Origin of the sequence: Lentzea sp. HUAS TT2 (assembly GCF_051853195.1) — a bacterium.
GTDB lineage: Bacteria > Actinomycetota > Actinomycetes > Mycobacteriales > Pseudonocardiaceae > Lentzea.
The window spans coordinates 9,489,635-9,512,093 of the sequence record NZ_CP196667.1 but is presented as its reverse complement, the minus strand read 5'-3'; the positions used below and the strand labels follow the sequence as shown (position 1 = coordinate 9,512,093).

The 22,459-nt window shown below is 67.3% G+C and carries 24 protein-coding genes; 7 read left to right on the top strand and 17 right to left on the bottom strand.

Going from position 1 to position 22,459, the window contains the following annotated elements; all coding sequences use genetic code 11:
• Nucleotides 1-44: 44 nt before the first annotated feature.
• Complete coding sequence (locus ACSHWB_RS44925) at nt 45-398, top strand: DUF2231 domain-containing protein (RefSeq protein ID WP_439659445.1); 354 nt, start codon at nt 45-47, stop codon at nt 396-398.
• Here the strand turns inward: ACSHWB_RS44925 and lnt are convergent.
• The 5 genes from lnt to ACSHWB_RS44900 form a co-directional block, all read right to left on the bottom strand.
• The gene (lnt, locus tag ACSHWB_RS44920) at nt 364-1,890 is read right to left on the bottom strand and encodes an apolipoprotein N-acyltransferase (RefSeq protein ID WP_439659444.1); all 1,527 of its coding nucleotides are present in this window, start codon (nt 1,888-1,890) and stop codon (nt 364-366) included. The two genes, ACSHWB_RS44925 and lnt, sit on opposite strands and share 35 nt — an antisense overlap.
• A gap of 96 nt (nt 1,891-1,986) precedes the next feature.
• Entirely contained in the window at nt 1,987-4,233 is a 2,247-nt protein-coding gene (locus ACSHWB_RS44915) for a heavy metal translocating P-type ATPase (RefSeq protein WP_439659443.1), read from the bottom strand.
• 28 nt (nt 4,234-4,261) lie between these two features.
• Nucleotides 4,262-5,203: a hypothetical protein gene (locus ACSHWB_RS44910; RefSeq protein ID WP_439659442.1), complete on the bottom strand. Its 942-nt coding sequence runs from the start codon at nt 5,201-5,203 to the stop codon at nt 4,262-4,264.
• Nucleotides 5,204-5,214: 11 nt separating this feature from the next.
• Entirely contained in the window at nt 5,215-5,424 is a 210-nt protein-coding gene (locus ACSHWB_RS44905; protein WP_439659441.1) for a heavy-metal-associated domain-containing protein, read from the bottom strand.
• Between the two features lie 35 nt (nt 5,425-5,459).
• Nucleotides 5,460-5,741: a metal-sensitive transcriptional regulator gene (locus ACSHWB_RS44900; RefSeq protein WP_439659440.1), complete on the bottom strand. Its 282-nt coding sequence runs from the start codon at nt 5,739-5,741 to the stop codon at nt 5,460-5,462.
• Nucleotides 5,742-6,050: 309 nt separating this feature from the next.
• On the opposite strand from ACSHWB_RS44900, the gene ACSHWB_RS44895 reads away from it, so the two are divergent.
• Nucleotides 6,051-7,412 (top strand): multicopper oxidase family protein, encoded by a 1,362-nt coding sequence (locus ACSHWB_RS44895; protein WP_439659439.1) that lies wholly within the window; start codon nt 6,051-6,053, stop codon nt 7,410-7,412.
• A 31-nt stretch (nt 7,413-7,443) separates the two neighbouring features.
• Here the strand turns inward: ACSHWB_RS44895 and ACSHWB_RS44890 are convergent, their stop codons facing one another.
• From ACSHWB_RS44890 to ACSHWB_RS44855, 8 genes are read right to left on the bottom strand one after another with little or no spacing between them, the layout of a single operon-like run.
• A complete protein-coding gene (locus ACSHWB_RS44890) occupies nt 7,444-8,844 on the bottom strand; it encodes an NADH-quinone oxidoreductase subunit N (RefSeq protein WP_439664786.1) in 1,401 nt (466 codons plus the stop codon).
• A 10-nt stretch (nt 8,845-8,854) separates the two neighbouring features.
• Nucleotides 8,855-10,345 carry a complex I subunit 4 family protein gene (locus ACSHWB_RS44885; RefSeq protein ID WP_439664785.1) on the bottom strand — a complete coding sequence of 497 codons (1,491 nt, stop codon included), beginning with the start codon at nt 10,343-10,345 and terminating at the stop codon, nt 8,855-8,857.
• A gap of 7 nt (nt 10,346-10,352) precedes the next feature.
• The gene (locus tag ACSHWB_RS44880) at nt 10,353-12,134 is read right to left on the bottom strand and encodes an NADH-quinone oxidoreductase subunit 5 family protein (RefSeq protein ID WP_439659438.1); all 1,782 of its coding nucleotides are present in this window, start codon (nt 12,132-12,134) and stop codon (nt 10,353-10,355) included.
• 3 nt (nt 12,135-12,137) lie between these two features.
• Nucleotides 12,138-12,443, bottom strand: a complete 306-nt coding sequence (gene nuoK, locus ACSHWB_RS44875) for an NADH-quinone oxidoreductase subunit NuoK (RefSeq protein ID WP_030482226.1) — start codon at nt 12,441-12,443, stop codon at nt 12,138-12,140.
• On the bottom strand, nt 12,440-13,000 hold the full coding sequence (locus ACSHWB_RS44870) for an NADH-quinone oxidoreductase subunit J (protein WP_439659437.1): 561 nt from the start codon (nt 12,998-13,000) through the stop codon (nt 12,440-12,442). The genes nuoK and ACSHWB_RS44870 overlap by 4 nt, the downstream gene beginning before the upstream one ends.
• Nucleotides 13,000-13,905: a complex I subunit 1 family protein gene (locus ACSHWB_RS44865; RefSeq protein WP_439659436.1), complete on the bottom strand. Its 906-nt coding sequence runs from the start codon at nt 13,903-13,905 to the stop codon at nt 13,000-13,002. Before ACSHWB_RS44865 ends, ACSHWB_RS44870 begins: the two co-directional genes overlap by 1 nt.
• Nucleotides 13,898-14,962 (bottom strand): hypothetical protein, encoded by a 1,065-nt coding sequence (locus ACSHWB_RS44860; RefSeq protein ID WP_439659435.1) that lies wholly within the window; start codon nt 14,960-14,962, stop codon nt 13,898-13,900. The genes ACSHWB_RS44865 and ACSHWB_RS44860 overlap by 8 nt, the downstream gene beginning before the upstream one ends.
• Nucleotides 14,953-15,243 (bottom strand): NADH-quinone oxidoreductase subunit A, encoded by a 291-nt coding sequence (locus ACSHWB_RS44855; protein ID WP_439664784.1) that lies wholly within the window; start codon nt 15,241-15,243, stop codon nt 14,953-14,955. Before ACSHWB_RS44855 ends, ACSHWB_RS44860 begins: the two co-directional genes overlap by 10 nt.
• Before the next feature lie 293 nt (nt 15,244-15,536).
• On the opposite strand from ACSHWB_RS44855, the gene ACSHWB_RS44850 reads away from it, so the two are divergent.
• From ACSHWB_RS44850 to ACSHWB_RS44835, 4 genes are all read left to right on the top strand, one after another.
• Nucleotides 15,537-16,115 (top strand): TVP38/TMEM64 family protein, encoded by a 579-nt coding sequence (locus ACSHWB_RS44850; protein ID WP_439659434.1) that lies wholly within the window; start codon nt 15,537-15,539, stop codon nt 16,113-16,115.
• A 37-nt stretch (nt 16,116-16,152) separates the two neighbouring features.
• The gene (locus tag ACSHWB_RS44845; RefSeq protein WP_439659433.1) at nt 16,153-16,608 is read left to right on the top strand and encodes a hypothetical protein; all 456 of its coding nucleotides are present in this window, start codon (nt 16,153-16,155) and stop codon (nt 16,606-16,608) included.
• 77 nt (nt 16,609-16,685) lie between these two features.
• Entirely contained in the window at nt 16,686-17,849 is a 1,164-nt protein-coding gene (locus ACSHWB_RS44840) for a transglycosylase SLT domain-containing protein (RefSeq protein ID WP_439664783.1), read from the top strand.
• 15 nt (nt 17,850-17,864) lie between these two features.
• Entirely contained in the window at nt 17,865-18,455 is a 591-nt protein-coding gene (locus ACSHWB_RS44835) for a hypothetical protein (protein ID WP_439659432.1), read from the top strand.
• Nucleotides 18,456-18,464: 9 nt separating this feature from the next.
• On the opposite strand, the gene ACSHWB_RS44830 is transcribed toward ACSHWB_RS44835, so the two are convergent.
• The 4 genes from ACSHWB_RS44830 to ACSHWB_RS44815 form a co-directional block, all read right to left on the bottom strand.
• Nucleotides 18,465-19,406, bottom strand: coding sequence for a M56 family metallopeptidase (locus ACSHWB_RS44830; RefSeq protein WP_439659431.1), 942 nt, complete (start codon nt 19,404-19,406; stop codon nt 18,465-18,467).
• Nucleotides 19,403-19,768, bottom strand: coding sequence for a BlaI/MecI/CopY family transcriptional regulator (locus ACSHWB_RS44825; protein WP_439659430.1), 366 nt, complete (start codon nt 19,766-19,768; stop codon nt 19,403-19,405). The genes ACSHWB_RS44830 and ACSHWB_RS44825 overlap by 4 nt, the downstream gene beginning before the upstream one ends.
• A gap of 177 nt (nt 19,769-19,945) precedes the next feature.
• A complete protein-coding gene (locus ACSHWB_RS44820) occupies nt 19,946-20,551 on the bottom strand; it encodes a DUF305 domain-containing protein (protein ID WP_439659429.1) in 606 nt (201 codons plus the stop codon).
• 50 nt (nt 20,552-20,601) lie between these two features.
• On the bottom strand, nt 20,602-20,976 hold the full coding sequence (locus ACSHWB_RS44815; protein ID WP_439659428.1) for a hypothetical protein: 375 nt from the start codon (nt 20,974-20,976) through the stop codon (nt 20,602-20,604).
• A gap of 346 nt (nt 20,977-21,322) precedes the next feature.
• Between ACSHWB_RS44815 and ACSHWB_RS44810 the strand changes: the two genes are divergently transcribed.
• The gene (locus ACSHWB_RS44810) at nt 21,323-22,264 is read left to right on the top strand and encodes an NlpC/P60 family protein (RefSeq protein ID WP_439659427.1); all 942 of its coding nucleotides are present in this window, start codon (nt 21,323-21,325) and stop codon (nt 22,262-22,264) included.
• Nucleotides 22,265-22,459 lie beyond the last annotated feature (195 nt).

Here is a 22,459-nt window from a genome sequence, read left to right as displayed (position 1 = left end):
GGCCGCACGCCCTGCTTGCACTGTTGCCCATCGGGTGCTGGTCGGTGAGCCTCGTTCTCGACTTCGTGTCTAGAACGGCCGCCGACCCGACGCCGTACGTGCGAGGTGCGACCTCGTCGATCGGGTGGGGACTGCTGGCGGCCGGTGCCGCGGTGGTCGCGGGGTTCGTCGACTCGATGTCGATTCCGGCGCGCACCAAAGCGTTCCGGTCAGCGATGGTCCACTTTGGGCTGATGACCGCCGCGTTCATCACCTTCCTCACAGGCTATGTGCTGAGGAAGGCGGAACCGCTCGACCGACCTGTCGAGGTGCAGACGCTGGCGGTGTCGTTGATCGGTGTGGTGCTGGTGCTGGGAGGAGCGGTCAACGGAGTGCTGCTGGCTCATCGGCGCGCCTGAGGCGGCGACCGGCGGCCGCCACGCCCAGTCCGGCCACGACCAGTAGTGCTGCGCCCAGCTCGAGCCACGGTGACAGCCACACAGACGCGGTCGTGCGCAGGTTCACCCGTTCGACCAGTACCTGCTGCGTCCACGGTTCCGTCATGGCCGCGATCGACCCGTCCGGCCGCACGACCGCACTGATGCCGGTCGTGGAAACGACCACGGCGGGCCGGTTGTGCTCCACCGCCCGGACGCGAGCCATGTCGAGCTGTTGCAGCGTCTCGCCGCGCTGACCGTCCAACATGTACGTCGCGTTGTTGGTCTGCACTACCAGCAAGGCCGCGCCGGCCTCGACCGAGGACCGCACCAGCCCGTCGTACGCGACTTCGTAGCAAATGACGTCCCCGATCCGTGTGCCGCCCGCGTCCAGGGTGCCGTTGCCGCTGCCAGGGCTGAAGTCGCGCGGGATGTACTGCAACTGCTGCACCCAGGCGAACAGCGACCTGCCTGGCACGTACTCGCCGAACGGCACGAGCTGTCGCTTGGCGTACTCGGCCACCGGCCCTCGGTCGGGCAGCCACAGCTGTCCCGTGTTGAACATGCGTCCGTCCTGCCGGACGATGGCACCTATCAGCACCGGCCGGTCGATGGCCTGCACGGCCGAACGGATCATCTCGGCGATGACGGGGTTGTCCCGAGGGTCGGTGTCGGTCGAGTTCTCCGGCCACACGACGAGGTCAGGCGCCGGAACCCGGCCGGTGCGCACGTCCTCGGCGAGCTTCAAGGTCGCTTCGGCGTGGTTCTGCGTGACCTGGCGGACACGCACCTGTTCGGCCAGGGACCGGCCGCGCGGCACGTTGCCCTGCACGACCGCGATGGTGAGATCGCGGTCCGACGAGGACGGGGTGGGAAGAAGGCCTCCCGCCATCCACGCCAGACTTGCGCCCGCCACGACCACTGCGGCGGTTCGGCGACGTGCACCGGACAGGATCGTCCAGGCGAGTGCCGATCCGGTCAGTGCGGCGAGCAGGCTCAGCAGGGGTACGCCGCCGATGCTCGCCCACTGCAACGAGGGGGCGTCAGCCTGGCTGAACCCGAGTCGGCCCCACGGGAAACCGCCGAGCGGGAACCGGCCGCGCAGCGCCTCGACCGCTACCCAGCTCGCGGCCACGGCGACCGGCCACCACCGCAGTCGCAGCAGAGCGCGGATCACGAGGCCGTGTGTGCCGACGAAAAGCGCCTGCACGACCGTGAGACCGATCCACGGCAGCAGTCCGAGGTTGCTCAGCCACCACAGGAGCGGGCCGAAGAACGCCAGTCCCAGCAGTGTGCCGAGGGCGAAGGCTGCACGTGGGCGGCGTCCGGCGACTGCCAGCACCAACAACGCGGGTCCGAGTGCGGCCAGTGGCCACAGCCCGACGGGCGGGAACGCCAGCGCGAGACCTAGGCCTCCGCTGACTGCCAGGGCGGCTCCCCGCCGCGGCCCGCGGACAATCGTTCTGGTCAGCACCGATGGCCACCTCATTTCTACTATCTATCTTAGTAGCAGTGGTGAGGTGGCCATCAGGGTGTCCTGGTCGGCGGGTCCGGCCTGACCGCAGACGTGTCAGACGGTCTGCTTGTTCGCGCTTCGGAACCCGCGCAGGCGCAGGCTGTTGCTCACGACGAACACCGAGGAGAACGCCATCGCGGCTCCGGCGATCATCGGGTTGAGCAGGCCGAGCGCGGCCAGCGGCAGGGCGGCCACGTTGTAGGCAAACGCCCAGAACAGGTTGCCCTTGATGGTGCCGAGCGTGCGCCGCGACAACCGGATGGCGTCGACAGCGGCCCGCAGATCGCCGCGCACGAGAGTGATGTCGCTGGCCTCGATGGCGACATCGGTGCCGGTGCCCATGGCGAGCCCGAGGTCGGCCTGGGCGAGTGCGGCGGCGTCGTTCACGCCGTCGCCGATCATCGCGACCACGCGGCCCTCGGACTGCAGGCGCTTGACCACGTCGACCTTGTCCTTGGGCAGGACCTCGGCGATGACCTCGTCGATGCCGACCTCGTCGGCCACTGCCTTGGCGACTGCCTCGTTGTCGCCGGTGAGCAGGACAGGCCGTAGTCCGAGACCGCGCAGTCCTGCGATCGCCTCGGCCGAGGTGGGCTTGACCGTGTCGGCCACGACCAGCACGCCGCGTGCTTCGCCGTCCCAGGCCACCAGCACGGCGGTGCGGCCCTTGTCTTCCGCTTCCTTCTTGGCGGTGGTGAGCTCTTCGCTGAGCCGGACGCTCCACTCCTCGAGCAGTCGAGCGCGGCCGACCAGGACGGCGTGCTCGCCGACGACGCCCTGAACACCGAGGCCTTCCAGGTTCTGGAAGCCCTCGACCTCGGGCAGTTCGCCGACGCGTTCGGTGGCGCCGGTGGCGATCGCCTGGGCGATGGGGTGCTCGGAGGCGTGCTCCAGCGCGCCGGCCAGGCGCAGCACCTCTTCCTCGGTCACGCCGTCTGCGGCGTGCACCTCGACCAGGCTCATCTGTCCGGAGGTGACCGTGCCGGTCTTGTCCAGCACGACGGTGTCGACGCGCCGGGTGGACTCCAGCACCTCCGGGCCCTTGATCAGGATGCCCAGCTGCGCACCGCGGCCCGTGCCGACCAGCAACGCAGTCGGCGTGGCCAGGCCCAGTGCGCACGGGCAGGCGATGATCAGCACGGCGACCGCCGCGGTGAACGCTGCCGAGGCACCCGAACCCGCACCCAGCCAGAACGCCAGCGTTCCGACGGCCAGTGCGATCACGATCGGCACGAAGACCGCGGAGACGCGGTCGGCCAGGCGCTGGATCTCCGCCTTGCCGCTCTGCGCGTCCTCCACGAGCTTCGCCATCTGCGCGAGCTGCGTGTCCGCACCGATGCGGGTGGCCCGGACGACGAGCCGTCCGCCAGCGTTGACCGTGGCGCCGACGACCATGTCACCGGTGGTGACCTCGACGGGCACCGACTCGCCGGTGAGCATGCTCGCGTCGATCGCCGAGTTGCCCTCTTCGATCACGCCGTCGGTGGCGATCTTCTCGCCTGGCCGCACCACGAACCGGTCGCCGACCTTGAGGTCGTCGATGCTGATGCGCTGCTCGCGACCGTCGCGCAGCACAGCGACATCCTTGGCACCGAGCTCCAGCAAGGCGCGCAATGCGGCGCCCGCACGACGCTTGGACCGTGCCTCGAAGTAGCGACCGGCGAGGATGAACGTGGTCACACCCGCAGCGACTTCGAGGTAGATGTTGCCCGCGCCGGACATACGCTCGATCGTCAGCGAGAAGCCGTGCGTCATGCCCGGTGTGCCCGCGGTGCCGAGGAACAGCGCGTACAGCGACCACAGGAACGCCGCGCCGACACCGATCGAGATCAGGGTGTCCATCGTCGCGGCGCCGTGGCGCAGGTTGGTCCACGCGGCCTTGTGGAACGGCCACGCGGCCCACACCACGACGGGTGCGGCCAGCGTGAGTGACAGCCACTGCCAGTAGGTGAACTGCAGCACCGGGATCATGGCGAGCGCGATCACCGGCACGGTGAGAACGACCGAGGTGATCAACCGCTGTCGCAACGACCGCGTCGGATCCTCTTCGGTCTGTTCGGTGTTCTTGCCGGCCTTCAGGGGAGCGGGCAGCTCGGCGCTGTAGCCGGTGTTCTCGACGACCTTCACCAGGTCTTCGGCGGTCAGCGACTCGGGGAAGCTGACCCTGGCCTTCTCGGTGGCGTAGTTGACGCTGGCCTGGACGCCGTCGAGCTTGTTCAGCTTGCGCTCGATCCGTGCGGCGCAGGAGGCGCAGGTCATGCCGCCGATGGACAGCTCGATCTCACTTGCTGGTGAACTCATGGAGCGCGCCTCCTCGATGGTGCCGGGCTCAGCCACCGTGACCGCCGTGGTTCTCGGACGGCGAGGTGACAGGAGCGGACGTGGACGGTGTGGGCTGGGCAGGCGCGGATCCGGTCGTGCCGAGGGTGAACTCGGCGGTGCGGACCTTGCCTTCGTGCTGGAAGTCCAGGAACAGGCGGTAGCGACCGGAGGTCGGCACCTCGACCACGAACTTCACCTCGGGACCGGCGTCCGGGGCGTCCTGTGGGTGCACGTGCAGGTAGGCGAGGTCGGCTGAGCGCAATGCGACGAGGTGACCGTTCGCGCCCAGATAAGGTTGCAAGTCGGTGACCGGCTTGCCGTCCTTGGTCACGGTCGTGGTCACCTCGGACTCCGCGCCGGGCTTGAGGTCCCCGTCGAGGCGGACTGTGTAGCCGTCCACTGTGAATTCACGTGTGTCGGTGTCGTACTGCTTGGGCTCGTAGCTGCCGGCGACCTGGATGTCCGTGCCGAGCGTGGTCTTGGTGCCGTTCTCCGGCTTGAAGTCGGCGAAGACCCGGTAGCTGCCCGCTGCGGGCAGGGTCAGTGGTGCCGACCACGTTCCGTCGGCGGCCATCTCCGGGTGCACGTGCTGGAAACCGGAACCGTCCCGGCGCACCAGCACGAGGTGCAGCCGCTTCTCGTGCTCCACGTCGAACTTGGTGACCGTGCCGCCGTCGGCGGTGCCGATCGCGAACTGGAACGGCTGCTGCTCACTGGTGGTCGCGGTGGTGCGCAACGGCTTCAACACGTAGCCGTTCTCAGCGACGGACAGACCGGGCGGCAGCTTGTCCCCGGTGTTGCTAGAGGTGGACTGCGCGGCGCCGTGGTCCATCGCGGCCGGCGCAGCCGCGCCACCGGACGGGCCGACAGCGGCGCCGGCAGCCCAGGCGCCGCCGAAGACGATCGCCAGCACGCCCGCGTAGGCGGTCACCTTCGTGGCGGTCTTCATCTCGGATCCTTTCAGCTCGCGACGAGCGTGTAGCCGGCCTCGGTGACCGCGGTGCGGACGTCGTCCTCCGCCACCGGCTGGTCGCTGGTGACGGTCACCTTGCCGCTGGCCAGCTCGACGTCAACCTTCTGCACGCCGCCGATCTGGCTGATCTCCTCGGTCACCGAGCTGACGCAGTGTCCGCAGGTCATGCCGGTGACGGTGTAAGTGGACTCGGACATGGGGAACTCCTCCTGTGCAGGCGGAACTTGGGGAATCAGGAGCGGACGAGGCGGGCGATGGCATTGCTGGCCTCGGCGATCTTCTCGTCCGCCTTGGTGCCGCCCTCGGTGATGGCCTCGCTGACGCAGTGCTTGAGGTGCTCGTTGAGCAGTCCCAGTGAGACGGCCTGGAGTGCGCGCGTAGCTGCGGAGATCTGGGTGAGAACGTCGATGCAGTAGTCGTCGTTCTCGATCATCCGCTGCAGGCCGCGCACCTGGCCCTCGATGCGCTTCAGGCGGCGCAGGTGGGCTTCCTTGTTGTCGGTGTAGCCGTGCATGTACCGCTCCTGTCGATCGGTCCGCCGCGCGGCCGGTCGCAACTGACCGGGGGAACGACGGGCGCTTGCCACCTTTATACCCAAGGGGGGTATGGGTGTGCAAGTCGGCTTGGGGGTACGGGGTAGGGGTGTGTTCTACTATTCACTCTAGTAGTTCTCCTGGAGGGCGTCATGACCGCACAGTCCGCATCCTTCGGCCGCCGGAATCTCTTCCGGCTCGGCTTCGGCCTCGTGGTCGCCACCGGAGCAGCAGGCTGCGCCAGTGGCGGATCCTCCAGCGGTGAAACTCTGATTGGACCCAACTCTCCTATGGTCGCCGCCGCCGAACGTGCCCGTCAGATCGCTGGTGCGCGCCGGACGTCGATCAAGCTCACCGCACTTCAGACCGAGGTCGACCTGGGTGGCATCACGGCGAACACGTGGTCGTACGGAGAGGTGCCCGGCAGGGAGATCAGGATCAGGCGCGGCGACGTGTTGAACGTGGAGTTGCGCAATCAGCTGCAGCGGCCGACGAGTGTCCACTGGCACGGCTTGGCGCTGCGCAACGACATGGACGGCGTTCCGGACCTCACCCAGAGCGAGATCGTGCCCGGCGGTTCCTTCGCCTACGAGTTCACCGCGCCGGACGCGGGAACCTACTGGTTCCACCCGCACTCGGGTGTGCAACTCGACCGCGGCCTCTACGCACCGCTGATCGTGGAGGATCCGGAGGATGGAGGGAACTACGACACCGAACTGGTCGTCGTGCTCGACGACTGGCTCGACGGACTCGGTCAGACACCCGATGCCGTGTTCGACGAGCTGCGCGCTAAGGGCATGCCGAACATGGACCACGGCTCGATGCCCGCCATGCCCAAGTCCGAGCTGCTCGGAGGTGATGCCGGCGACGTCGTCTATCCACACATGCTTGCCAACGGCAAGGTGTGGAAGGCGCCGCAGACGTTCACCACCAAGCCTGGGCAGCGGATCCGGTTGAGGCTGATCAACGCGGCGGCGGACACCGCGTTCAGGGTCGGCGTGCCCGGGGTGTCGATGACCGTGACTCACGCGGACGGATTCCCCGTGGTGCCAGCGGAACTGGACGTCGTTCTGCTGGGCATGGGGGAGCGGCTCGACTGCGTCGTGACCGTGCCTGATCGAACGGTGCCCGTGCTTGCTCTCGCCGAGGGCCGCGGTTCGTTCGCTCAGGTTCTGCTGTCCACCGGGGTGGCGGCGTCAGCGGACAGCGAAGCGCTCGCTGTGGAACTGGCGAAGCTGGTGGTGCCGGAGATGAACGCACTCCGAGCGACGGACAGCGTCGCGTTGCCGCTGCGCGAGCCGGACGTCACGCACGACCTCGTCCTGGAAGGCCCTGGCGACAAGTACTCCTGGACGATCAACGGCAAGGTCTACGACCCGACCGAAGGCCTCCCGGTCCGCTCAGGACAGTTCGTGCGGCTGCGGATGCAGAACAAGTCGCAGATGTTCCACCCGATGCACGTCCACGGCCACACGTTCCAGGTACGGGCGAACGGTAAGACAGGTCCACGCCGAGACACCGCGACCGTGTTGCCTGGCAGGGAACTGATCGTCGACTTCGATGCGAACAATCCTGGCCAGTGGCTCACCCATTGCCATAACGTCTACCACGGTGAGGCTGGAATGATGACTGTGTTGTCCTATGTGGAGTGACGTGCGCAGTTACATGGCAAGGAAAGGTACTTCATCGGAACAGGCTGCCGTCCAACGTTGGCAGAGCTGCCCCGGACAGGACGCCACCGGCCACTGAGGCCACAGCCAGTGTGTACGCCACACGTGCCGCCGAAGGGCGAAGGTGGAGGGCGTCTGCGGTCTCGCCCCGCACGGCCGGAACCACCCACCTCAAGTAGTAGAACAAACTGGCGACCGTGTTGACCGCGCCGAGCACGACCAACCACAGCAGGTCACCGTCGAGAGCGGCGATGAACACGGTCAGCTTGCCGGCGAACACCGCGGTCGGCGGGGTGCCGACCAGTCCCAGCAGACACACAACCAGGCTGACGGCGAGCCAGGGCCGCGCACGCACCAGTCCGCGATAGTCCTCGAGCGTGATCGCTGAGGGCAGCGCGCACACGACCGCGAACGCGCCCAGGTTCGTGATCGAGTACGCGGCCAGGTACAGCAGCACGCTCGGCAGCGCCAGTTCGGCGCGCTCGGCCACGGCGACCGCCATGAGCAGGTATCCGACCTGACTGATCGTCGAATAGGCGAGGAGCCGCCGGACGTTGTCCTGGAAGAAGGCCGCGAGGTTGCCCAGTGTCATGGTGGCTGCGGCGATGACCGCGATCAACAGGCTCCAGTCGACACCGGCGTCGCGTAGAGGTACGGCCACCAGGCGGTAGGTGGCGACCACAGCGCCGATCTTCGGCACGGTGGTGACGAAAGCGGCGACCACGGGCCGTGCGCCTTCGGTCACGTCAGGTACCCAGAAGTGGGCGGGCACCGCACCGATCTTGAACAACAGACCGGCGAGCGCCGCGATGGTTCCCACGGCCACCGCCGCCGACGGCGCCTCGGCGAGCCGCAGCTCCATGTACCCGGTGGCGCCGCCGACACCGAACAGCAGCATGACCCCGATGAGCGTGACCACTCCGAGCAACGCCCCGAGCAGGTAGAACTTGAGCGCCGCTTCCGTGCCCGCCTTGTCCTTCGCGAACCCGGCCAGCGCGTACAGCGGGATGCTCGCCAGCAGGTACCCGGCCGCGAGCAGCATGAGGTCCGCCGCGCCGGCCAGCACCACGGTGCCCAGCGCCGCGAGCAGCACGAGCACGTGGAACTCGGCTTCCCTGACCCACCCGGCCACCTCACCCGCGAGACCGGTGATGATCAGCGTTGCCAGCAGCACGATCACGCGCGTTGCGTTGGTGGCGACGTCGATCACGTAGCTCCCGCCGAACACCGCCTGGTCCATCCCGGACCACATCGTCACCGTGACCGCGATACCCGCGACGCACGCGACCGCGGACAGCACGCGGACCAGCCACTGACGGTGCCGTGGCAGGTACGACCCGAGCAGCAGGCCGAGGACGGCGGCCAAGGCGAGGAAGATCTCCGGCAGCAGCGCCGCCGGGTTCTCGTTCATCATCTCCACGCGGTCACCCGCCGAAGATCGCGCTGACGGCGCGGGCGGCCGGTTCGATCGCGTCCAGCAGCGGACGCGGGAACAGTCCGATGAGGACGGACAGCGCGATCAGCGGCACGATCGACGCGGTCTCCGGCCACGTCAGGTCGCCGAACTTCCCGGACGGCGACCGCTGCGAACCGAGCAGCACCTGCTGCAGCACGCGCAGGAAGAGTGCCGCCGTGATCAGGATTCCGAGGAACGCCACCGCGGTCGCGACCGGCGCACCGCCTAGCGAGCCGGTGAAGATCTGGAACTCCGCGATGAACCCGGAGAACCCCGGCAGCCCGAGTGAGGCGAACGCGGCCAGCCCGGTCAGCCCGGCGAACCTGGGTGCCTGCGCGGCCAGGCCTCCGTAGCTGTCCATGTCGTAGGTTCCACCGCGATCCCACATCGCGCCGGCCAGCAGGAACAGCGCGCCGGTGATCAGGCCGTGGCTGACCATCTGGGTCACTGAGCCGGTGATGGCGAGATGTCGTGCCTGCGTCTCGGTCGATGCGACGAGTCCGGCGGCGCCGACGGCAAGGATCACGTAGCCCATGTGGTTGACCGAGGTGTAGGCGATCATCCGTTTGAAGTCGCGCTGCGCCAGCGCGACCAGCGCACCGTAGATGACGCTGACAACGCCGATGATCACGAACACCAGCGCGTACTGCCGCCAGGCGCCGGGCAGGACGGGCATGACGATGCGGACGAAGCCGTAGGTGCCCATCTTCAGCAGCACCCCGGCCAGAATCGCCGATCCGGTGGCCGGAGCCTCGGTGTGCGCCGGTGGCAGCCAGGTGTGGAACGGCACCGTCGGCGTCTTGATGGCCAGACCGACGCCGAGGGCGAGCAGGATCAACCCGCCGACGAATCCCTTGCCCGCCAACGGGTTCTGCCGGGTCAGCTCCACGATGTCGAACGTGTGCGGCGCGGCCGCGAGGTACAGCCCGATGAACCCGAGCAACAGCGCGAGCGAACCCAAGAAGGTGTACAGGAAGAACTGCAGTGCAGCGCGGGCCGCGTTCCGGTGTCCCCAGCCCGCGATCACGAAGTACATGCCGACGATCGACAGGTCGAAGAAGACGAAGAACAGGATGAGGTCGAGCGAGACGAACAACCCCAGGCTCACCGTCTGCAGGAACAGGAACAGCGCCGCGAACGACCGCACGCGCCGCGTCTCCCGCGCCGAGTAGATCGCACAGGCGAGGAACAAGCCGGAGGTCAGTGCCACGAGAGGCATGCTCAGTCCATCGACGCCGATGTGGTAACCGGAGTCGACGCTCGGGATCCACTGCAGGTCTACCTCGTAGGCGAAGCCGTCACCCGGCGGGGGCGAGGCGAACCACAATCCGAGCACGAGCACGAAGTCGACTGCGGTGACCGCGATCCACGTCCACCGCACCGCCGAGTCGTTCACCCGCGGGAACAGCAGCAGAGCCACGGCTGCGGCGATGGGCAGAAAGACCACGATGCTGAGCACGTTCACCTCACCCTCGTCCAGTGATGATCAACAGCGTCGCCAGCAGCGCGAGGATGACGACCGCCTGGGCGTAGTAGTGGTGCAGCTGACCGGTCTGAGGTCGCCGAGCCAGCCGGCCGAGGCGCCGGGCGTTCTCGGCGACGCCGCTGACGACCCAATCCAGTGAGACGTCGATCCGCAGGTCGGCCAGGCGTGCGGTGGCGCTTCCGACGGCGGCTGAGGCTCGTACGCTGCCCGCCACGACGCGATCGTCGAACCTCGCCAGCCATCCCGCCACGGCCATGGTCGGCGTGACGACCACGCGGTGCGCGAAGTGCTCGAGTCCCAGCCAGTCCGTCAGCACCCCTGTCGAGCTCGCGAGCCGGTCGTCCTGCTGAGTCAGCTTGATCGCCAAGCCGACGGCCAGCACCGCCACCACACCCGACACCGTGAGTTCCCACGCCGCTGCGCTCCTGAGCAGGGGGATGCCGAGCACCGCGGTGGCCGCTGCGAGCACTGGTAGCGGCCACGCCAGTGCACGTGGGACGCGCGTCGCGTCGCGCGCGCTGCCACCGGTCCACACCAGCCACAACGCGCGTCCCGCGTACAGCCCACTCATCACCGCCGCGGCGAGCCCGGAGAGGTACAGCGGCAGAGAGCCGCGGAGCGCATCGGCGAGGACGGCGTCCTTGGTCACCCAGATCGACAACGGCGGCACACCCGCGAGCGTGAGTGCGCCCACCGCGAAACTCAGACCGACGACGCGATAGCGCCGGGCGGCTCCGCGCAACGCCGTCAGTTCCTTGGTGCCCAGCGCGGTGAGCCACGCGCCGGCGCAGAGGAACAACAGACTCTTCGTCGCCGCGTGCGCCACCAGGTGTGCTGAGCCCGCGGTCACTCCACCGACACCGGCCGCCAGCACCATGAACCCGACCTGGGCGCACGTGGAGGCCGCGAGCATCTGCTTCAGGTCCCGTTGCACCACCGCCACGGCGCCGAGCAGAAGCGCGGTCATCGCACCAACCCACGCGACCAGTACAGCGGCCCAGGGTGTCGCGGCGAGCAGCGGCTCCAACCGCAGCAGCAGGTACGCCCCGGCGGCCACCATCGTGGCCGAGTGCAACAGCGCCGACACCGGGCTCGGGCCGTCCATCGCCCGCGACAGCCAGAAGCTGAACGGCAGCTGCGCCGACTTGCCCAACGCAGCCAGCACGATCCCGGCAGCCGCCCCGTCACGCCACCCCGACGTGAGCTGCGGAAGATCGGCGAGCGCCAGACCGCCCGCTCCGCCCGCGAGCAGCGCACCCGCGGCCAGGTACAACCCCAGGTCAGCCGCGCGTGTGGTGAGGAAGGCGATGTTGCCCGACTCGACCCGGTGCTCGTCGCGCCACCAGTACGCGATCAACGCATACGACGTCGCGCCCATGACTTCCCAGGCCATCAGCAGCGACGCCATCGTCATGGCGGTGACGGTGACCAGCATCGCGCCCGCGAACAGCAGCATCAGCCCGAAGAACCGCGCCTGCCGCCCGATGTCACCCGCGGCGAACACGAGTACGGCTACCAGCACTGCGGTCACCGTGATCACCATGACCGCGGACAAGCCGTCGACCGCGAGACCGAAGGCAATGCCCTCGATCAGCGGTGCGGACACCACTGGTCGCGCGGACGCGGCGATCAAGGCGAGAACCAAGCAGCCCACCGCTGCCGCGATCGCCGCCACGGGTGCGAACCGATCGGCTCGACTACCTGCGAACATCAGCCCGGCGCCCGTGAACAGCGGAATGGCGATGAGCAGCCACAGTGTCATCGCTCAGCCCTTGAGATCTGCGGCCATGTCGGTCATGTCCACGTCCCGGCTGCGGAAGATCGCTGTCGTCACTGCGAACCCGACAGCCATCTCGACAGCCATGGCGGTCACCGCCAGCAGCACGACCACCTGCCCGTCCGGACGATCGGGGGAGACGAAGTACCAGAAGGCCGAAGCGCCCACGATCACCGCATTGATCATCAGCTCCAGCCCCATCATGATCATCACGATGGACTGCTGCGACAACGCTCCGTACAACCCCACGCTGAACAGCGCCGAGGCGAGCAGCAGGAACTCCTGGAGGCTCATCGGCCGATCCCTCCCGGCACCGGATCGTCGGGGCGCTTGCGGTCCAGCCGATCGCCGTACCGGTCGTATCGACCCCGATGTGTGGCGAGCGCGACGGTGGCGACCATCGTGGCGAACAGCGCCAGGCCGAGCACGATCATCACGAGCATCTTCGAACCCATCAGGGCCTCGCCGACCTGCCTCGTCGGATCGTCCGGGCGGGCGCGCTCCGACCCAGGCCACGGCGCCAACAGGACTCCCGTTGCGAGCACGACGAACGTGCCGACGGCGATCGCCAGCGAACCCTTCTGGTTGTGCACCATGGTCATGGGCATCAGCCCGGCCGGGTTCATCATGAACATGACCATGAACACGGCCATGATGACCATTTCCATGATCATCATGAGGATGACCAGAACGCCCAGGTAGGCCAGGTCGAGCAGCAGAACTGTGACCGACGTGAAGATGAAAGAAGCGAGCAGGGCGAACGTCGCGCGGGCCATGGAGTCCACGCGGAACACCGCGATGCCGGTCACCACGGCCGCGATCGCGCACAACCAGAACAACACCTGTGCCATCACCAGATCACCACGACGGACACGACCAGCGCCTGCACCAGGGTCGCGGGGATCAGCACGATCCACGCGATCTCGTGGAACCGTTCCATTCGGACCGTGGGACCACGCCGACTCACCCACACGAGGAAGCCGAGCACCGCCGCGGTCTTGAGCACCGACCACAACCAGGCGGGCAGCAGCGGGCCCTGCCCGCCGCCGAGGAACAGCGGCACGGCCATCGCCGCGCTGGAGGTCAGCAGCAGCCACCGCCCCGCGACGAACACCAGACGGTCCACGCCGGACAGTTCAGCGACCACACCGCCGGCCGCGTCGCTGCTCACGGCGTGGTCGAAAGGCCGGAAGAACGCCATTCCCAGCACCGACAACAGGTACACGCCGAACGCGACCGGCATCCACACCACGAACCACAGGTCCTGTTGCGCGGCAACGATGTCCGCGACCCGCAACGACCCGGCACCCAGCGCCGCCGTGATGAGCGCGAACATGTGAGGCAGCTCGTAGGCCAGTCCCTGCGCGATGAAGCGGTAACCGCCGATCAGGCCGAACGCCGAGTTCGCGCTCCAACCGACCAGCCACAGCGCCGCCCAGGCGACAACCTCCATGGCGTTGAACCACACGACGCCGACCGAGAAGTCGGAGACGACCCACGAACCCAGCGGGATCACCAGCGCCGCCATGACCCCCGAGACGAGCAGTGCGACGGCGCCACCCCGCCACAGCAAGGAGTCCGCTGCCAGCGTGCGCCGCCGCTGCTGAACGAGCAGGCCCGCGGTCGCTCGTAGCGGTTCAGCAAGAGCTCCGCGGCCGGTCGTGAGCACCGAGTCGAACGACGCCGCACCGAGGGCGAACAGGGCGAGCACCACCGGCAACAGCAGCGCCCCCCACCACGGCGTCACCTCAAGCATGGTACGCCACCTCGTGCGTCGCCAGGTCCACACTCGCCACGATCAACCGCGCGGCGGCGAACTCCGTTCCCGTGAGCAACTCCGCCAACTCGTGCGCTGTCAGCTCCTCGTTGCCGCCGGTGTCGCGGCCGGACACGATGTCCTCGAGCCAGTGGTTCAGGCGAGGGAGCACATCTCCGATCCCATGCAACGACCATCGCAACAACCCGGACCGGCGCACTCGCCGTGCCCAGCGACTCAGGTCGTCGGCACTGGAACGTCCGGCCAGTGTCTTGTCGCGCAGGACACGCGCCCGCGCTGCCGCGTCAGCCCATCCGGCGACCGACAGCAGCCTCGCCACGCTGTCGAGCCGCCAGGCGGCGAACGGCAGCCGATCGTGGACAGGGACGGCGCCGATGACCTCGATCCGTGCCTGCTGGATCACGTCGCCCTGCAGCACGGCGTGCACGACGAGCCCTTCCGGCCAATCCGGTAGCACAGGCCCGAGCGGGACGTGCAGCTGGTCGAGGGTGAGGCCGTCCCGGTCGGCACTGCGATCAGCCATCGGCAGACCACCGGGCAGCTCCATCGAACCCATGTCGTGCCCCTGGTGCCCGCCGTGCTCGGCCGCCATCGCGCCGCCGCACGACATCTCTGAAGTGTGATCGTCGTGCATCGCGGCGCCGTAGGAGTGCGCAGACGACTGCTGCTGTTGACGTGACTGCGGGAGTGCTTCCGTGCGCAGCGCCTGCTGTGCTTCTCCGCGTTGCAGTTCGGCGTCGTACAGCGTCTCCGTCACCGACGACAGCACCCGCTCGGCGTCGTTTCCGTCAGTCACATGCAGGCGCACCCGAGGAGCCGGGATGCTGCTCCACACCAGGTCGACGTACGGGCTGATCTCCGCCGTGGTCGGGCCGGCGACCACCAGCACGTTGGCCTCGGCCGGAGCGAGCGCGAGCCGCCACCCTCTCTGCCGCGCGAACTGCTCGACGGCGATCCGCGCCCTGACACCTCCGGGCATGGCGGCGATCAACGGGCGGACCGGCGTGCGGCGCAGCAGCCAGGACGTCAGGTCCACCGCAGTGCTCCTTCCCGCCACGCGTACCACACACCCGCCACGAGGATCGCCAGGAAGATGAACATCTCCACCACCGCGGGCGTCCCGATCTCGGCGACCACGAGTGTCCACGGGTACATGAACACCATCTCCATGTCGAACGCCAAGAAGATCATCGTGATCGTGTACCAGCGCACGTGATAGCGGGAGACGGCATGCTCGGAGGGCTGGTGGCCAGACAGGAATGGCCGCACGTCGGTGATCATGAGGCCGAGCCGAACCAGGACGGTCAGGCCGAACATCGCGGCCACCACGCCCGCTACCGCGGCCAGGACCACCAGCGCACCGCTCATGGTTCCCCCTGTCTCGGCGACCGGTCGAACACTTCTGGAGCGTAGGACGTGAACCGATCATCCGCGACCGGTCAAGCGCCGGCTGCGGATCGCCCATCTACTACATCCCATTCGTAGGTGATGGGCGCCTCCGCTTACCATCGAACGACCGAGCCAGACGGAAGTGCGGGTTGTTCATGCGTGATGTGGGTGCGGTCGCACTGGGATTTCTGGTTGCCACCCTGGTAGTCCTTTCGCTGGTGGTGGATCTGCCTGGGGGTGACGAGGTCCGTTCGTGGATGCACGGGGCAGGTGCGTGGGCACCTGTTGCCTTCCTGGTGCTTTGCGCCGGGGGAACGGCTGCGTTCTTCCCCAAGCCCGTGCTCGCCACCGCTTCCGGCCTGTTGTTCGGCGTCCTTCCCGGCGCTGCTCTCGCGATCGCCGGGTTCACTGCGGGCGCGCTGATCGCGTTCGTCATCGGCAGGCTGCTGGGACGCCAGGCCGTGGAGCGGTGGCTCGGCGGCAGTCGTCTGCGCACGCTGGACGAGGTGTTCGCGAAGAACGGTCTGGCCGCAACTGTTGTGCTGAGGCTGTTGCCGGTGATCCCGTTCGCGGCGTCGAACTACCGCGCCGCGGTGACGGCCGTGCGTCCTCTGCTGTTCGCGCTGGGCACCGCTCTTGGACTCGTGCCCACCACGATGGTCGCCGCGTTGCTGGGGGAAGCCGTGCTGGACTTCGGATCGCCGCGCTCGATCGCCGCCTTGGCCGCCTGGCTGGTACTCGCCGCGGCAGGTGTGTTGTGGGGCAGGAATCTTCTCCGTCGGACCGGCGGCCAAACGTAGGTTACTATTTCCGATAGTAGATAAGGCAGGGGTGCCGATGGGTGGTGCTGAGATGCGGGCCTGGTCGTGGAGTTGGACTCGTGCGCTCACCGGCGCGGCACTGAGCGCTGCCGTGGTCGGTGTGCCGACCGACGTCATCGACAATCCGTGGTTCACGCGCATGACCGAGGCTCGGTGGTGGGAATTGCCCGTGTTAGTGCTCACGGCAGCCCTCACGGCCGTGTGGGCGGGCATAAGTCCAGGTGTTCGGCAGGGCGGCGCTGGATCAGTCCGCGCATACGGCGGTTCGCTGCTCAGCGCACTCGCTGTCGGGTGTCCTGTCTGCAACAAGATCGTCATGGCGTTGCTGGGCGTTTCCGGCGCGCTCGGCATCTGGGCTCCGCTGCAGCCCCTGCTCGCATTGGCGTCACTCGCCGCGCTCGCGACGGCTGTCGTGGTGCGGTGGCGACGGCGTGAGTGCGCGACCGCTGCTTGTTCACCCGCAGGGGCCTAGTGGATCGGATGTACTACTCGTGATAGTAATTCGCGGGTTGTTGTCCGACTGGAGGCTTCATGAGGGTGCCGCACTTGGTGCTGACGGTGTGCGCGGTCGCCCTAGCGGCTTTCCTGTCGATTCAGCTCATCTTCGTGCTGCCTTTCATGGTGCAGAACGGCAACCAAGGTGCTGCCGCCGGCGCAACCACACGACAGGCCACCTTCGACATCAACAAGATTCCGCCGCTGGCGCGAGAAGTGGCTCCGATCATCACGTCATTCGTTGGCAAGGACTGCCCGGAGCTCAACCCGTTGCGGGTCATCGCCGAAGTGCAGGCCGAGTCCGGTTGGCGGCCGACCGCGTGGAGCGACGACAGCAACGGTGGTGCGGCGGGCCTGCTCCAGATCAACCAGGCGAACTGGAAAAATCTCGGTGGACAGGCATGGGCGAGCGTTCCTCCTCCCTCCGGAGCGGACATCTTCGATCCGGCTATCCACATGACACTCGGCCTCAAATTCCTGTGCGGCAACTTGCGTGGGATGGCCGCACACATCAAACAGACCGGGAAACCGCTCGATCCCCACGACGCGATGAGCGTGTGCCACATCGCCGGCTGCGGCCGGGTGATGTTGAGCCGCACCGGGATTCCACAGTCAGGGGAAGCCGGATGCGGTGATGAGTGTGTCTCCCTCATCCGTCGCTACCTCGACAACATTCGCAAGTACGAACGCGAGTGGGCCGCCACCGAGGCTGCGCCGTCTGGCGACGGAGGACCCGTACCAGGTGGTGCGGACCTCGCCGGGCTGCCCGCGCCGGTGCCCTATGCCGGGGCGCCTACGGGATGTGTCGTCGATGATCCGACGACAGCGGGATGCCTGACCGCGACGACGGCACATGCGCTGGAACAGATCCGCAGCACGTTCGGTGCGCAAGTCGCCTCGGTCAGCTGCTGGGGCGCGAGGCCGGAAACGCCGTTCAGTGACCATCCGACAGGCAAGGCCTGTGACGTGTTCCCGGACCGGTTCGGTGTGTTCCCGGCCGGCGAGCAACTCGCGGCGGGCTGGCGGATGGCGTCCTGGACGAGGGCCTACGCGGGTCCGCTGAAGATTCGCTACATCATCTGGCAGGGGCGCTACTGGGATCCGACCACCGGTGACCAGGGGGGATGGGGAGAGAAGTACACCGGTGCCGGGGTGTATGACATCACCAACCCGACCGGCGGTCACTACGACCACCTGCACATCAGCTTCATCGCGTGATCGAGGAGCACCGTTATGGCGGCCGGCAGTCCCAGAGGCATCTTGTTCGCAGTACTGGCCGTAGGTGCTCTGCTGGTCATGTCCGGCTTGATCGACACGGACACCAGCGGAGATCAGGTACCGGTTGCCACCACGGCTACATCGCCGCCCTTGCAGTCGCCGTCGCCGACCGAGGAAGCTGTCGGGCCCGCGGCACGCTCCGCGATAGGTGAAACACCGCCGCCGCCGCTCCCGGTCACACCCTCAGCGGCTGCGGGAACGAACTTCGCCGATCCCCGCTCGGTGGCGAAGGCCTACATCGAGGCCGCGCACTCGGCTGGGCGGGACGAGGTCGGCCGCGCAAACCGCCGAGTGCTGCCGTACCTCGCGCCTGGCAACCCGGACAATCCACGTGGCTCGCTGGTCGTCGAGGCAACCGGTGAGGCTGTCGTCATCAGCGTGGAGGTGGTCGTCGGGAACGAGGAACAGTCGGCGGTGACCACCAAGGCCTCTTGGCGATCAGGCGACGGCCAGCTCCGCGAAACGTTCGTCACGCTTCGTCGTCAAACTGGCGGAAGCTGGCTCGTCACGGCCGAGATGGCGCGGCTGCAGCCTGCCGATCGGTGAGCTGACAGGTCAGACAACCGGACAGGCCACGGCGACCACCGCGAACGTCATCCCGGAGGCCACCAGCGTGGGGAGGACCATGGCCGTGACTCCCGCCAGTCCGCACGAGAACAGCTGGCGCCGGCGGCTGGTGGGAGAACGTCCGTTGTTCAGTCGCTCCACTCGCACGTCGATCGAGGTGCCGCTCATCGCCAGAGCCGTGCCGGGTGTGCCTTTGCGCGACACCTTCAACAAGGCGTCCCGAACGGCTTCCGCGCCGCATGCGCGCACTGCCGCCGCATCGGCGACCAGTTCCACCAGTTCACGCAGCATCGCAGGTGAAAGCTTGAACAGAGGCAGGAACGGAAACGTGTTGGCCAGTGCCTCTGCGGTCGCGATGATCAGGTGGTGCCGGCCGGACAGATGTGCGCGCTCGTGTGCCAGGACGGCTTCAACCTGGGCCCTTGTCAGCTGCTTGGCCAAGCCCTCCGTGGCCACGACGACTCCGGGCTTTCCAGCGAGGCTGAACGCCAGCGGATCGTCGTGCTCAAGCCACAGCGTTTCGCCATCGTGTCGTGCGGCGATGCGTAGTACCGCGAGATGGTCGGCACGCGCGCGAGCGCGTCGTTGCGCGCTGCGGACCGACACGACGACAAGACGGACTCCCAGCCCTGCCAGCAGCGCCGCGCCCAGAGCACCTGCGGATGCCTCGAGGTTCGGGAGGTTCCCGTACTGGATGGACGACCAGCAGTTGTGCAGTGCGGTGAGCATCGACTGCCCGAACCCGTGGTCGGGCAGCAGCATGAGGACGACACCCGCAGCGGTGGTGGCCACCACCGCTGACGCTGAGGTGAGCCAGGCCACCACGGCGACCAGCGGATCGCCCCCGCTGACGACTCGACGCGCGAGAAAAGTGGGCGCCAGCCAGCCCACCAGCGCGGCGCCGAGCAGCAGGGAGACTGCGACGGTCATGAGGAGGAAGACCTCTTCCGCTTGAGCAAAGCCTGACGAAGCAGGTCCGACTCGTGCTCGGTGGCCGACAGCGTGAAGTGCATCAGCACGCCTTCGGGGTCACCTGACGAGGCGAGGACGTCCCGCACGGTCTGAGCAGCCGCCTCGGCCCGGCTCAACGCCGGCTCGTACTGATAGGCCTTGCCCACCAGTTCACGCGTGACCCAGCCTTTGCGGTGCAAGTTGTCGAGCACGGTCATCACGGTGGTGTACGCGAGTTTCTTCCCCGTTTCGAGCCTGTCGAGCACATCACGCACCTTGAGCGGCTGATCCCGCCACAAGATGTTCATGACCGCGGCTTCCAGATCACCGAGCCCGTGCATCGTTCCTCCCAGCGGAAAGGATGCGGCAGGAGAAGCCGGTCCTCACTACGACTGGCTATAGTAGACGGTGGTTGGAGTTCCCGTTCCAGCCTCACTGAAGAACTCCCCCGGACTCGGTTAGAAGATCGTTCGGACCGGGACCAGCTTGGTGGTCCCGGCCCGAACGCCATCGAACGGTCAGCCCTGCTTCAGCAGGTCCTGCATTTCGGTGATCTCGGCCTGCTGAGCGGTGATGATCTCCTGAGCGAGTTTCTTGCTGTCGGCGTTGCTGCCCTTCTCGAGGTGAGTCTTGGCCATCTCGATCGCACCCTGGTGGTGCTTGGTCATCATTTCCATCCACATGCGGTCGAACTCGGCGCCCTTGAGCTGACCGAGCTTGGCCATCTCCTCGGCGGTCATCATGCCGGTACCCATCGAGCCGTGGTTCATCCCCGGCATCGACGACGAGGTCGAGGAGGCGCCCCACTTCGAGAGCCACTCCGTCATCGTCTTGATCTCCGGATCCTGAGCACCCTCGATGCGCTTGGCGAGATCGAGCACCTTCGCGTTCGTGCTCCTGCCCGGAACCATCTTCGCCATGTCCAGCGCCTGCTGGTGGTGCTGGATCATGTCCTGGGCGAACGTGACGTCGTGCTCGTTGCGGTCCGCCGCCTGCTGGCCCGCGGACGGAGTCGACGCGGTCGACGAGTTGTGCTGCATGCCTGTCATGTCACTGCTGCCGCTACTGCACCCGGTGACGAGCGCGACAGCGGCGACGCCGGACACGATCAGAGACTTCCTCATTGTTCTTCCTTCTGCGCTGGGAAAGTGACTGCCTCTGAGGACCGGGCTGATCACAATCTCAAAACGCACAAGGAACCGAGCAAGTCGCGGCCGCCTCTGGGGGGCGGTCGATCGGGAGCTCTTGGCCATGCCGATGCAGGCACGCGTTCGGCGATCTGACGGTCGGTCCGAAGCAGCAGCAGTCCGACGAGCAGAAGCAACGACACGACGGCGCAGAGCACCGCAACGCACATATGCGACATCTCATGCGCTGGCTGTGGCGCCGGACGATCGGACGACGGCGCGTCGTGCGCACTCGCGGACACCGAGCCTCGCGCAGGCGCCATGTCGTCGTTCGTGGCGATGTGATGCATCCCGACCAGGCCGAGGAACAGCACGCACAGCATGATCCACTGGATCGCCCTGCCGTGCGTGCCCGAAGCCATGTAACTACCGTACCTAGTAGATTGCATCACTGCTGTCTACGGGTCACGGATCCAACCGGTTCAATGACGGCAACAAGTGGCTTCGCGCTCCTTGTTCACGACGTTCGCGCTGGAAGATCCACGTGATGCGCCGGATTCGTACGGGAGTCGAGCACCCCCCGTGGCGCTGGTGGCTCGCCGTTTTCTACTAGGTCAGCTAGTAGACATCTTCGTGATGTTGCCGTAACTTGCCCGAGGGCATCGGGGGAGGCCTGTTCCCGACTACGGAGGTATGCGCGACGTGACGTCGCAACGATTCAAGCGCGGTACTCGAGGCGCCGTGGCGTCTGCAGCCGTTCTGGTGGCTATGGGAAGCAGCCCCGGTCCGGCCGCGGCTCAGCCCGTCGCCGACCCGGTCAAGCAGTACGAGGAGCTGAGCCAACAGGCTGAGAAGCTCAACGACGACGTGCTTAAGGCCCAGGAGAACCTCGACGCCAGGAAGACCGAGCTGACCAAGGTCGGCGCCGAGCTGGAGCAGGCCAAGCAGGCCGAGGAGCAGTTGCGTGGTCAGGTGGATGTGCTCACCGAAGCCACCTTCCAGGGCGCGCGGTTCAACGGGCTTTCCGCGATGCTCGTCAGCGACTCCCAGCAGGACTTCCTCAACCGCATGTCCGCGTTGGAGATGCTGGCGAGCGACAACGCCGAGTCGATGAACAAGCTGTCGGTCGCGGTGGCGCAGGCGACCGACGCCCAGCAGCGTGCCGAGAAGGCGGCGAGCGAAGCCGCGACCTTCTCGGACGACCTCAAGAAGCGCAAGTCCGAAATGGACGGCCGGATCACCGAGCTCCGCAAGGCAGTTGGCAACCTCAGCTCCACGCAGAAAGCCGGCCTCGGGTTCGGCCAGGTGAAGGACACTGGGACCTATCTGGGACCGCCCGGCGCGGCCAACACCGCCCTGCAGGCGGCTTTGTCCAAGCGCGGAGCCCAGTACCAGTGGGGCGGCAACGGTCCGAACGCCTTCGACTGCTCCGGGTTGACCAAGTGGGCCTACGCCGCCGCCGGCGTCACTCTGCCACGCGTCGCGGTGGACCAGTACCGCGTCGGCAGGCCGGTGGCGCAGAACGAGCTGCAGCCCGGCGATCTGGTGTTCTACGACGACGGGTCGGGAAATCCGGCGATGATCCACCACGTGGCCATGTTCGTCAGTGAAGGCAAGATGGTGGACGCGCCCACTGAGGGGCAACTGGTGGACGTGCGATCGCTGCGCGGTGATGGCCACTACATCGGCGCACGGCGGATCGTTGGTTGAGTCGGCGCCGCAGAACCTTCGTGGCCGGGATATCCGCGCCGTCCTGCCGCCTTCCACTGTCTGGTGTGGACGATGCTGTGACGACGGTGACGTGCTGAAGACCCGTTGGTGTTGCCCGCCAGGCGCGGCAGCCCGAGCAGAAGGAATGATTGCCGAGTCGGTCCGCACGTGATCGGCGGTTGATCTCTCCGGCCT